An 11,277-nucleotide genomic window follows, 5' to 3' on the forward strand; every position below is an offset into this window, starting at 1 on the left:
CTGGATGTCATGCCGAGTGCACTCCTGCAAAGAAGCAGTCCCAGACGTTCTGCCGACCGTAAAAGAGAACCAAGGTCACGACCTGGTCGGCGGCATACGTGGGGAAGGACTGACCGCTGGGCATGCGCACATTTGCCGAGAACGAAATCGGGCGCACTGCGCCGCTGCTGAAAACTCTCAATGTGACCTGGTCCCCGAGTTGGCGGCCTTGAGCAGGCAAATTGAAGGTCACTGCCCCATTGATGACGACGTAGTGCACGCTTCCCTCCCCTGGATTCACGGCGTACGAGCCTGTGCCAGCGGGGACCGTGCTCGCCTTCACGTTCTCGACAAACCACAGGGAACTGAGCAGTTGCTGCCAGGGCCCATAGCTACCTGCGCCGCCCGCTTCGGTCGGATTGCCACGCCGGAACACCAAAGGGCCGCCCACCTCGGTGTAGGGCACGCCCAACTGGAAAGCGGTGTCGCCGCCCCTGGAGACCACGAGCTGGCCATAGGAGAGATCGACACCAGGTGGCCCGTCTGAATACGTGTCCAGGCGATGGAAGCCTGAGGTCACGATCGTGCGCAAACTCTTCCCAGACGGCTGCATGCTCACACGAGGTATGACTTCCTGCGCTTGCGGGAACTGTTCTCCAGTCGCCCCCCCTGGCCCCGACGCGTAGCCGGTGAACTTGCCGCCCGATTTAGGCATCAGCGTGCCGATCACAGGCCCGATCCCGGGGTTCCAGCCTGTGCCGTCCCACCACAGCCACACGCCCTTAAGATCTGGGTCAGTGCCCACATAGGTGTACCAAGCGCCGAGCTGCAAGGCATTGCCCTGGTTATCCTTGACCGGGTTGGAGGTCTTCGCACCCAGATACAGGGCCTGCATCTGCGTGTAAGCCCCCACAGCGTTGCTTGCATGGGTGCTGGCCGTTGACGCGCTACCAGCTGCAGCCGTTGCTGAGTTCGCAGCCTGGTTGCGGTAGCTCATGGCCTGGTCAGCCTGCTGCGCTGACAGCATGCGCGAGGACTCGGCCGACATCGCATCTTCACGGGCGGCAAGGGCACACTCACGGCATGCGGCCGAAATCTCCCGCAGCCGCGTGGTCACGCCAGGCATGGCCGTGCCATAGGCATAGGCCTCCTGGTTGAAATTCAGGCTCCCCAGGGCCGGATACAGCGGCACAAAGGGTGCTGCCGGGATTTCAGGGATCAGGCTCATACGTTGCCCTCTACTTTGATATTGACTCTTGCGTAAGTGGCGCGCTCTGCACGCACCGTGCCGGTGACGAAACCCACCGTTGAGATATGGCCGTACTGCGGCAGATCGCTGGCTTCGACCGCGACGGGGATATCGATGATCTTTTCCAGCAGCCGCGAGACACGCGGGGCGTCCTTGGCATTGATCAGCACCGACGCGGTGATGAGCTTGGCCACGCGGCCTTTCTGCCGCAGATAGGTGCCGTCACCATTGGCTTTCCAGAGGCCGTAGCGCTTGGGCGAGACTTCCGCGCCAAACTCCGTGCCGCCCTTGTCCGACAGCGGCGCAAGCAGTTGCTGCCATTGGCCGATGCTGAGATAGCCCAGCTCGGCCATTGCCTGCGGATCGCTGCGACTCAGCGTGATTTCCAACGAAGACACGGGCCGGATTGGATAACCCGAGCCCGTGTATTTGTTGGTCTTGTCGAGATTCCCGAACAGGTATTCCCACTCGCCGAACGCCTGTTCCCACATGGTCTGCCCATGCGAGTGAATGGGCGGCGCACCAGGTGCAGCACTTGGCTCATAGACCTTGATATCGGTCTGGTCCGCCTCCACCCCGTACATCGCCACACCATTGAAAAACGGGGGCGTCAAGACGTACTTGAGACCCCCGCGCTGCTTGGCTGCCGTGAAGACATATTCGTCAAACGGCGCCATTCGATTAGTGGGTGAGTTCTCGTCCTTTTCCCAGTGCTGCGATGCGCGCGGATCGTCGGGCGTGTAGGCATTGACGGGAGCACCGGCAATGGCTTTGGTGCACTGCCAGGTCCAGCCCTTGTAGGTGAGGCGGGCGCCGAGCGCATAGTCGCCGGCCACCCACGCCACCTCCCCCATGCCCGCATCGACGGCCGGGATGGTGGTCCCGGCCGCAATCATGGCTTCCGTGATCGTGATGGGCAAAAGTATGTTCATGCCGTTCCTTTCTCCAATACCTTCGCCAGCCCTTCGGCCACCTCTTCCACATTGGCAATCACCACGTAGTCGGCATTTCCGCCGCCGCTCACGCGGTCGCGCTGGTCCGTGTAATCGGGCAGCACGCTCGTGTTTTCTGCGGTTGCTTCGGCCGCTTCGCGCATGGCATCGATCCCTTGGCGCACCGCTTGCAGCACCTCCAGCACTGCCCCGCCTGCAGGGCCTCCAGCACCGTCGAGCGCAGCCATCAGCCTGCGGTTGTCGGCCGCAGGCACGATGCGTTCGCCCGCATGCACGATGGCCGGCATGTCGAACGGGACGTAGTTGGTGCCGATGTCGAACGCGGGCAGCTTGATGCCGGTAGTCTTTTCGACCTCGGCCCAATCGCGCGCGTAGAACCCGCTCAAGGCTTCCATGTCTTGGAGCGTGGCACCGGCGTCCCGCATGGTCTGCATAAGACCGTTGATGTCACCCGTGCCGTCGAAGGCGTGGTACTTGCCATACAGGCCGTCCAGCTTGCCGACCGTCCCGGGGTCCACAACAGGTTCGTACCAGGTGCCGCCAGAGCCATCAATGCGCGGCCGCGAATACTTGGAGACCACGGGAGTGGTACTACCGCCTCCAGGCCCCCACACTGGGCCGTCGTCGTCTTTGCCAGGCTGCTTGCCCGGCGTGCTCGGCTTTGTCGTGCCAAGCGTCGCCAGCAGCTTGTCGAAGTACCCGCGCACCGTGTCGCTGAGCGCGGCCGTTCCGTTGACGAGTTCGTCTGCGGTCTTGGCCAACACATCCAGTTGCTCGATCTGGGTCTGCACCGCCTTCAGTTGCCGCTCTTCAAACGACAGTTGTATGCCGGCAATCTCGCCCATCTCGGCCAGTTGGCCCGCCAGCACCTTGGTGTCGCGCCGGCGTTCAAACTCGCTGGTGTATTCCCCGCTGGTGATGCCGTTGCGCGCCGCCCCGATGGCGTCCTGCAGGCCTGCGTAGTCCGTGACCGAAGCCCCAGCGCGCATGCCCGCCAGCGCGCTCTCGATGTAGACCATCCCCTGCGCTGCCAGCAGTTGCCGTGTGCTGTCCACGCTGCCCCACAGGTCATTGGCCGTGCTGTTGAGCATGCCCACGGCCGAGCTGATCGCACTGATGGTGCTTTGCAGCGTTGCCGCCTGGTCCTGCAGCGCATCGCGGTCGCGTTGGTACGCACGGCGGAACAGGTCATAAGCCGTGTCCGACGCAGCCTTTGCAGCAGCCGCAGCCTCCCGCGTTTTTTCAGCGGCCGCGGCTGCGGCCTCCCGCTCATCTTCCAGCGCCCATATGCGCTGCTGCAATTCGCGGTTGCTCGGGTCCAGTGCAGCCAGTTCGCGGCGCCGCAGTTCGGCTGTGTCTCCAGACAACTCCAGCCATTGGCGCTCCAGGTCCTGCTGCTGGTTGCGTGCGGCAATCTCCGCTCGCAGCGCTTCGTTGTAATCCCACGCGGCGCGCTCGGCCTCGGTCATGCCTTCGGTCGCCAGCTTGCGCAAGGCCTCGCGGTACTTGTCCGTCTGGCCCGCCGCGCGCAGGTACTCGGCTTCCAGCTTGGAGCGGTCCTCCTTCAAACCATCCAGCACGCGGCCAGCAGCGTCGGCCACCTCGCTGAACATCTGAGCCATGGGCAGCAGCTTGGCGAGCAGCTCGACATCGCCGGCGGCCATCGCCGCTTCGATCAGTTTGCGGAACTGCTCTTTCGCGGCCTGGCCCTGGCGCGGGTCAATGTCCAGCTTCAGATCCTTCAGCGACTTGTCCAGCACCTTCGCGGCGTTCTCGACCCGTTCGCTTTCCGTGTAGAAGCCGGCATAGAAGGCGTCGATGCCCGCTATCGCGTTTTCGATGCCCCCCATGTCCTTGATGAGCTTGGCAATTGCCTTGTCGCCCATCTCGCCGAAGTTGACGATGTTGTTTGTCCAGCCCTCCACCGCCGTGGCCGTGAGCTGGACCTTTTGCAGCATCGCGTTGAAGCTGTCCAGCGTGATGTCGTCGCCCAGCTCATCAAAGACATCGCGCATCCATGCCGGTAGGTCAGCCTTTTTCAGCTCACCCACAAGGGCACCACCCATGTCGGCTACGAACTGAGTCCATGCTTTCTCGGGATCAGTGCCAAGCCCGCCATCCCGTTTCGCATAGCTGGTGAGAACCTCCCCTGTGATCTTGTCTATCAGCTTGAAATATCCGTACGAATCTTCATCGCCATATTTAGGATTCGTCGCAAAGCCCGCGATGATGTCAATCTCACGCGCGCTATCACCAGCGTACTTGGCAAGCGACTTGTAGACCGCTACCAGCGAATCCACCGTGGTGCCCAACTGTGTGCCAAGTTCCTTGTTACCGCGTTTTGTCAGATCGTCGTACCAGTCGCCAGCTGCACGCCCGAAAAGCATGGCAGCCGCTTCGTCATTGCTGGCCCCCGTGGTGCTGTAGGCCGCACCCGTGTGATTGGCGCCGCGCGAGCCGAACATGCCACTTTTCAGAAGCGAGATAACCGCAACCACTGCGCCGATGTAGGGCAATGCAGCACCCAGACCCATGCCCGCAGCAGTTGTACCGCTGGCCGACCCCCACAGAGACGCAACGCCACCAATGCCGAGTTGCCCGCCTGCAGCGATGCCCGCGCCCAATTCACCCAGGAAGCTGCTGCCCATGAGCTTGCCCAGGCCGATCACGCCCGACGCGACAAAGCCCGAACTGCCCCCGGAGAACGACGACCAGATGTCTGTCAGGCTCTTGACGCCCGCCAGCGCATTGCCCTGCGCGCCGCCGCCATCGGACAGGCCCAGCATGTTCGCCGCATAGGCGGCCACAGGCTGCACCATCGGCATGATGAGCGGCCGCAGGATCAACGTCCGCGCCAGGTTCTTGAGGTAGTCGCCGAACGACCGGCCCCCAGCCATCAGCTGGTCCGTGAGGCTTTGGCCGATCTGGTCCACGCCCTTTTGCCATTCGGTCACGCTGGCGGCCGAAGCCTTGGCAGCGGCCTCTTTCCCGTCCTTCTGGGAGGTCAGGGCCAGGCGCTCGCGCAGCAGGGTGATTTCCTGCTGCAGCAGCGCATGCTCGGCCGTCATGGTGCCGGTCAAGGCAGCAGCACGCTCCATCTCGGCCAGCTGCTGTTCCTTGGACAGGATCACAGCCAGTTGCCGCAGCTCAAGGACCGCCCGCTGCTGGTCAGCGCTCAGGCCGATCAGCTCAATCTCTTCGCGCAGGGACCTGTTGCCGGCCTCCAGCTCTTCGACGGTCTTGGCCTGTACGCCAAGCCATTCCTGGCGGTACTTGCGCTCTTCCTCGGCGGCCTTCTTTGCCTTCTTCGCGGCCTCGTTTTCCTTCTCCAGCGCCGCCAGCGTGTCGATCTTGGCCAGCACGTTGGCGCGCTGGGCGGCTGTCAGGCCCTTGAGGCTGTCTTTCAGATCCTCATTGAACTTGATGCGGATCTTGTCGGACTCGGTCAAGGCTTCGCCGCTGGACAATTCCTGTCGCTGCTCTGCCGTCTTCTCTGCGATGGACTGCAGCAGGTTGTCGTAGCTGGTTTGCAGCTGCTTGGCCGACTGCGCGCTGGCCTTGGCCCCCGCATCCTGCTTGGCATAGGTCTCTTCGACCTGGCGCTGCATCTCGGGCGTGAATGCAGAGCCGAGCTTGCGTTTCCATTCCTCGACTTCCAGCGCGGCTTTCTGCGCCGCCGTGCCGTATTTCTTGATCCAGTCTTCGGACTGGCCCAGCGGGATCTGCGTGCTGTTGGCGGCAGCCGCCACACCGGCAACCTGAGTAGCCACCTCCTCAACGGCTGGCTTTGCCGCGCCGGCGGCGGTTCGCAGGACATCCAGATGGCTCTTGATGCCGGCAATGCGCTCTTCAAGCTTGGCCGTCATCTGCCCCTTGGGGCCACCAGCGCGCGCAAGCAGAGCCTCGGCCTGAGCCAGGCGCTCGGTCTGGAATTCGATTTCCTTGCTGAGCCTGTCACCCACTGGGTCGCCCAGGTTCGATGCAATGGCCGCGCCCGTGGCCGCACCAATGCCCAGCAACACCAGGGTGGCCGGGTTCGCCGCGAGGGCGAGGCTCAGCGCGATCACCGCGCCGCGCACCTTGGTCAATGCCCCCCACACCCCGCCAGCGGCGCCGATGGCATTGGCAACCTGCAGCGCCCCGGCCGCCGTGGCCGTGCCGGCAATCATGCCCAGCACCACGCCGATTTCGCCCTTGTGCTCGGCCACGGCCTGGCCCAGCTTGACGATGCCAGCCATGCTGCTGGCGGCAAAGCTGCCCACATCGATCAGCCCGCTGATCAGGGTCTGGAAGCCGTTGCGCACGTCATCGCTGTTGAGCGTGCTGTTGAGCCCTTCGACGCTATCGCGCAGGCCTGGCAGGCTCGCGCTGTCCGCCGTCATGAGGCTGTTGATGGTGTTGCCAACAGCCGTCAGCGAACCGCCCAGCGTGTCCCTGGCGGCCTGGGCCGCTCCGCCATAGCTGGACTCCAGGGCCTGCAGGATGATGTCCTGCGCCTTGGCCGTCTGGCCCGTGCGCTCGAATTGCTTGACCAGCTCCTTTTGCGCATCGGTGAACCGAAAGCCCTGCTTTGACAGCGCCGTCAGCCCTTCGCTGGGCACGTCCAGCGCCTTGCCGATGGTCTCGGCCGAGGCAGTGACCTCGTAGCCCATGCGCTCGGACATGTCGATCACAGCCTGCATGGCACGCGGGAACTGCTCGCCCACCACCCCCGCATAGCTGAGCATGCGGGTCTGCGCCTGGTTGATCTGACCGGCACTGAAAGTGCTGGTCTTTTCCATGCTGTCGGCCATGGCGTTGAGCCGTTCCACGCTCCAGCCAGCTGCGCCACCTGTGGACTTGATCGCGGCCGCGAGCTGGGTCTGCTCCTTTTCGGCGTCGATGGTCTCCTGCTTGATCTTGGCGATGGCCGAGGTGATCCCGACCACGCTGATCGCGCCGCCAATGGCACCCAGCACGGCGCCCTTGAGGCTGTCCATGCGGGCCGACACGCCGGCGGCCATGTTGTCATAGGCATCCTGCACGCGCTTGGCATGCTGCTTCACGTCCTGCTCAGAGGACTGCAGCCCCTGGCTGAATTGCGCATACTCCAGCGCGAGTTTGACGACCAGCGATCCCAATGCAGACATTGCTAGTCCTCCTTGCTTTGTTCTCGGATTTCATTCATGGCCGCAAGCGCGCCGCGCTCCATGACCATCAGGCCCACCATCACCTTGCGGCGCTGCCGCTGGGGCACGAACATGTCCAGCCAGGCCAAAGCGCAGGCGTAGTTCAGGCCCTTTGGAATGCCATCCACGCCGGCGTAATGCCACTGCGTTTCCAGGGACCGCCAGGCTGTAACGACAGGCCAGTTATCCCGGTAGATCCCGAATTCCTCGGGGGGCTGCTCGACGGCCGCGCGCTGCTCGGCAATGGCCTGTGCCACGCGCTCGATGTCCTCGGCCGGTGCCCCCATCGCGCGCATTGCATCCAGCATGGATTCCTGCGGCGCGAAGGGATCGACCGGCGAGGGGCGAATGCCCACCCACCAGCGCGCGGCCTCGATCAGTTTTTTTCTTTGGCGCCCGCGTTGGTGCGCAGGTAAGTGATGGCCGTTTCACGCACGGCGGCGGGCAGGCGCATGAACGCGGCCTTGTTGTCCGGGGTGAACTCGACGGGCATGCGCTGCAGATCCTTCATTTCCCAGCCCACCAGGAATTCCTCCACGACTTCCGCAAAGGGCTTGTTGTGCAGTTCCTGGCGGCGCTCTTCATCGGAGCGCAGGAAAATCGCCGTGAAAGACTCTTCGCGCCAAGAGCCGCTTTCGGTCTTGACCTGAATCTTTACGGTTTCCTTGAAGGTTTCCGAGGGGGTGAGATTGAACATGGATGAACTCCTGAGTTACTAAAAAAGGAAGCGAATGCGGCGGCGCACGGCGGCCCGTGCGAACACCAAAAGCAAAAGGCCGCACAAGGCGGCCTCTGGCGACAGGGGAAAGGAAAACACGTCAGCGCACGATCAGCACCAATTCGTCATCGCCGACGATGGGCACCAGGTCGAACGGCAGGGCCATCATTGCCACGCCCTGGTCATCGCTGAGCGTGAACGGGCCGGGCTGGATGTTGGGCATCTGCAGCTCCACGATGTTGCCGGGGTCCACGCCGTGGACGATCACGGCCGGGCCGCGCTCGCTGTTGCGCACGATCTCGGTCCAGTCCTTGGTCGTGACCTTGGGGAATTCCATCGTGATGGAGCCTGTGGGCTGCCGGTCGGGGCTGGCCGCTCCTGCGCAGTTGATCAGCTCGCGCCAATTCAACTGATTGGCCAGGTTGACCGAAAACGCACTGGTGCAGGCGCTGTGGCCGAAGATGGTGAGCGTGGGCGTGTTGGTCTTGCCAACGACCTTGGGCTGCATGAACTTCGAGTAGTCCACGCCCGTGGGCATGGCGCCCTCCTCCGGCTTGGAGTAAGCGCCCAGGAACTCGAATTTCATCACTGGGATGCCCTTGGGGTTCAGCTCGAAGCTGACCGTGCCCTTGGCGTCCACGATCTTGAACAGCGTGCCATCCAGATAGCCATACAGCGTCAAGAGCGGCTCACCGCCGCTCACCAGCGTGTACTGCACATCGGTGCCAACCGTGGTGGTTTCCGCGAATCCGCAAGCCTGCAGCAGGGGGCCGTATGCAGGCGCCACGCCTGCGGTGCCGCTGCCCGCGATTTCCACTTCGCACGTCAGCTTGCGATGCTCGCCGGCCGTGAGCTTGCCACTGTTGCCCTTGTAGGGGCGGATCAGATCACGCGCCACCTGCTCGGCCGTGATCGGCTCGGGCATCAGCGCGCGGCACAGGATGGCATTGGCCGCCGCCGTGGGCGTGGCCGCAGTGCCCGCCGCCGTCTGGACCATCGCCAGCAGCAGCATCTGTTTCATGGACTTTGCCATGGGGGTTCCTTTCAGAGTTTGAGGGATGGAGCCAGCGCTCAGGGTTGCGGCACGCGCAGGCCGGTCGCAGGGTCGCGCACGTAGCGGCCGGCCTTGCCGTGGAACTCATCCCGGGGCGGCAGCACGGTGGCCTGGTGGTGCGCGGGCTTGGCCGGCTTGGTGCTCTGCGGGGCCGGTGCAGACGTGTGCACTGCCTCGTCCTTGTCTTTCTTTGCCGTCATGGCGTGTCCTTTGCTGTGGTGAATCGGGGCGTGCGCAAGCGCACGATCAGGGCGCGGGCATAGACCTGCGGATCGTCCTCATAGTCCGCGTCCTCGCAGCCCACTTCCCATTGGTAGTGCTCCATGGCCTCGACAGCCGCGCGCACGCTGCCGCCGCCGCTGGTCGGCAGCAGGGTGTCCAGCTCGACCGCGCTGCGGCTGAGCACGATCACCGTGGCGTCGTGGGCGTCATAGCCGCCGCCGGCGCACCAGCCGGGTTCCGGCGCCGTCTCGACGCTGAAAACAGCCGCCGGCCAGGTCGGGCGAACTGACAGTTCTTTCCACCAGGTATTCGCCAGCACCGCTTTGAGAGCAGGCAGCAGACGCTGATGGATGCTCGGAGCTGCAGTCATGCGCCTCCCTTCTTTCTTTCGCTCGCCAGATAGCGCTGCAGCGCTTGGTCCATGGCCGTGATGGCGTTGTCACGCTCCTGCTGCAGCGCGGGTTCGATGAACGGTTTGCGGCCGACCACGCCCTGCGATGCAGCACGCCGGCGAGCACGCAGGCTTGTGGCCTCGTACTTGCGCGAGCGCACCACCACGCGGCCATTGCGCAGCCGCTGTGTGTATGTCGTGACACCGGACTTGACGGATGCAGGCACCACACGGCGGCCGGTTTCCACCCAGCGCCAATAGAACGGATCGTTGTCGCGCCGCACCTTGATGCGACCCCGGCTCACGACCAGGCGCTTTTGCCCCTTGGCCTGTACGCGCTTGGTCTGGTCGCGGCCGTGACGCACACCGATGTGGTACTGCGCCGTTCCGTCCGGGGCGTTAGGCTCGCGCTTGATGGCGATGTTTTCGACCATGGCGCCGGTGATCACCGATCCGTTTGCCTTGGCAATCGCTTTGGCACGGTTGGTGATCACCTTGCCGCCAGCGACCACCATGCGACGCGAGACCTTTTGCGCCATGTCCTCGCGGACTTCGCGGAAGGCTGCAGTCAGGTCGGGCACGCCTGTGATCTCGGGTTTGTCAGCCATCGTTGACTCCCGTTTCACAGGTCAGGATCAGCGATTCGCGCCGGCCTGCGAAGTTGTTGACGTGCTGGATGTTGTGACACTCGCCCTCATGCAGCACCCGCATGGTGGCGTCGATGCCGGGCATCCAGCGAATCGTGAACTCGGTACGCGCCACTGCCACGATGCCGCCAGCGGCGCCGGTGGCGGGGCGCTCCGAGCCCGAGAAATCGCGCCGGCTGGCGGGCAGATCCTTTGCCAGATCCACCCACTGCCGCACCATGCCGCCGCTGCTGTCCTGGCCCATGTCCAGGCGCTGCAGAGTGATCCGCTCATTGAGCTTGCCGGCCTGCATGTCAGCACCCCATGCGCCGCAACGGCCGCAAACATGCGCGGGCGCCCGTGGGCAACCGTGTTGCGATGGTCCCCGTGACCACCTCTTCACGGTTGGTGTACAGGTCGCCCAGGATCAGCAGGATGCCCGCGCGAACCATGTCCGTGCACACCATTGGCAGCGGGCCGGCTGTGTCAGCGGCCAAGGCCTCATCAAGATCCGCCTGGTCTGCGAAAACTCCTCGGTCCAGGTAGCTGACAGCCATTCCCGTTGCCGCCGACAGCTTGAGCTGAATGTCAGCGTCTTCCAGGCTGGACACCACCCTGAGATGGTCCTTTGCCTGCTCCAGGCTTACCAGCGGCTTGGGCATGCTCACTCCTTGGCGGGCTCTTGAGCTGCCGTCCCATCCACTGGCGCTGCCCCGCCCTCTTGCGTGCCCGCCGCCTCGCCAGTCGCCACGCCGTCGCCAGCGGCGGCCGGCTGATCTGCCGGCGGCGTGGGATCAGTGGGGGGAAGCGGCGCCGGCGGCGCGTTGTCTGTTGCAGCCCCCTGCCCTGCCGCCTGCAGGCCTGCCGTATTCGCCGGCTTGGGCGAGCTGTTGCGGCGAGGGGTGGGTGTCTGGGGC

Annotated in this window: 11 protein-coding genes and 1 pseudogene; all 12 read right to left on the reverse strand. The window is 64.1% G+C overall.

Going from position 1 to position 11,277, the window contains the following annotated elements; genetic code table 11:
- Positions 1-7 precede the first annotated feature (7 nt).
- Positions 8-1,207: a hypothetical protein gene (locus IAE24_RS27485; protein WP_200016404.1), complete on the reverse strand. Its 1,200-nt coding sequence runs from the start codon at positions 1,205-1,207 to the stop codon at positions 8-10.
- Positions 1,204-2,160: a hypothetical protein gene (locus IAE24_RS27490; RefSeq protein WP_200016405.1), complete on the reverse strand. Its 957-nt coding sequence runs from the start codon at positions 2,158-2,160 to the stop codon at positions 1,204-1,206. Before IAE24_RS27490 ends, IAE24_RS27485 begins: the two co-directional genes overlap by 4 nt.
- On the reverse strand, positions 2,157-7,310 hold the full coding sequence (locus tag IAE24_RS27495) for a phage tail length tape measure family protein (RefSeq protein ID WP_199962091.1): 5,154 nt from the start codon (positions 7,308-7,310) through the stop codon (positions 2,157-2,159). The genes IAE24_RS27490 and IAE24_RS27495 overlap by 4 nt, the downstream gene beginning before the upstream one ends.
- A gap of 2 nt (positions 7,311-7,312) precedes the next feature.
- Positions 7,313-7,657, reverse strand: coding sequence for a DUF1799 domain-containing protein (locus tag IAE24_RS27500; RefSeq protein ID WP_199962090.1), 345 nt, complete (start codon positions 7,655-7,657; stop codon positions 7,313-7,315).
- A gap of 68 nt (positions 7,658-7,725) precedes the next feature.
- Positions 7,726-8,046, reverse strand: coding sequence for a hypothetical protein (locus IAE24_RS27505; protein ID WP_199962088.1), 321 nt, complete (start codon positions 8,044-8,046; stop codon positions 7,726-7,728).
- Positions 8,047-8,167: 121 nt separating this feature from the next.
- Positions 8,168-9,100, reverse strand: a complete 933-nt coding sequence (locus IAE24_RS27510; protein ID WP_199962086.1) for a phage tail tube protein — start codon at positions 9,098-9,100, stop codon at positions 8,168-8,170.
- Between the two features lie 38 nt (positions 9,101-9,138).
- Positions 9,139-9,321: a hypothetical protein gene (locus tag IAE24_RS27515; RefSeq protein ID WP_199962085.1), complete on the reverse strand. Its 183-nt coding sequence runs from the start codon at positions 9,319-9,321 to the stop codon at positions 9,139-9,141.
- The gene (locus IAE24_RS27520) at positions 9,318-9,713 is read right to left on the reverse strand and encodes a hypothetical protein (protein WP_199962083.1); all 396 of its coding nucleotides are present in this window, start codon (positions 9,711-9,713) and stop codon (positions 9,318-9,320) included. The genes IAE24_RS27515 and IAE24_RS27520 overlap by 4 nt, the downstream gene beginning before the upstream one ends.
- Positions 9,710-10,342, reverse strand: a complete 633-nt coding sequence (locus IAE24_RS27525; protein WP_199962081.1) for an HK97-gp10 family putative phage morphogenesis protein — start codon at positions 10,340-10,342, stop codon at positions 9,710-9,712. Before IAE24_RS27525 ends, IAE24_RS27520 begins: the two co-directional genes overlap by 4 nt.
- Complete coding sequence (locus IAE24_RS27530; RefSeq protein WP_199962080.1) at positions 10,335-10,673, reverse strand: phage head closure protein; 339 nt, start codon at positions 10,671-10,673, stop codon at positions 10,335-10,337. The genes IAE24_RS27525 and IAE24_RS27530 overlap by 8 nt, the downstream gene beginning before the upstream one ends.
- 1 nt (position 10,674) lies before the next feature.
- Positions 10,675-11,022, reverse strand: a complete 348-nt coding sequence (locus IAE24_RS27535; RefSeq protein WP_043823522.1) for a head-tail connector protein — start codon at positions 11,020-11,022, stop codon at positions 10,675-10,677.
- Positions 11,023-11,024: 2 nt separating this feature from the next.
- Positions 11,025-11,277: pseudogene (locus tag IAE24_RS30435) on the reverse strand (hypothetical protein); the annotation flags it as partial.

The organism is Delftia sp. S65, assembly GCF_016516495.1.
GTDB classification, from domain to species: domain Bacteria; phylum Pseudomonadota; class Gammaproteobacteria; order Burkholderiales; family Burkholderiaceae_C; genus Comamonas; species Comamonas acidovorans.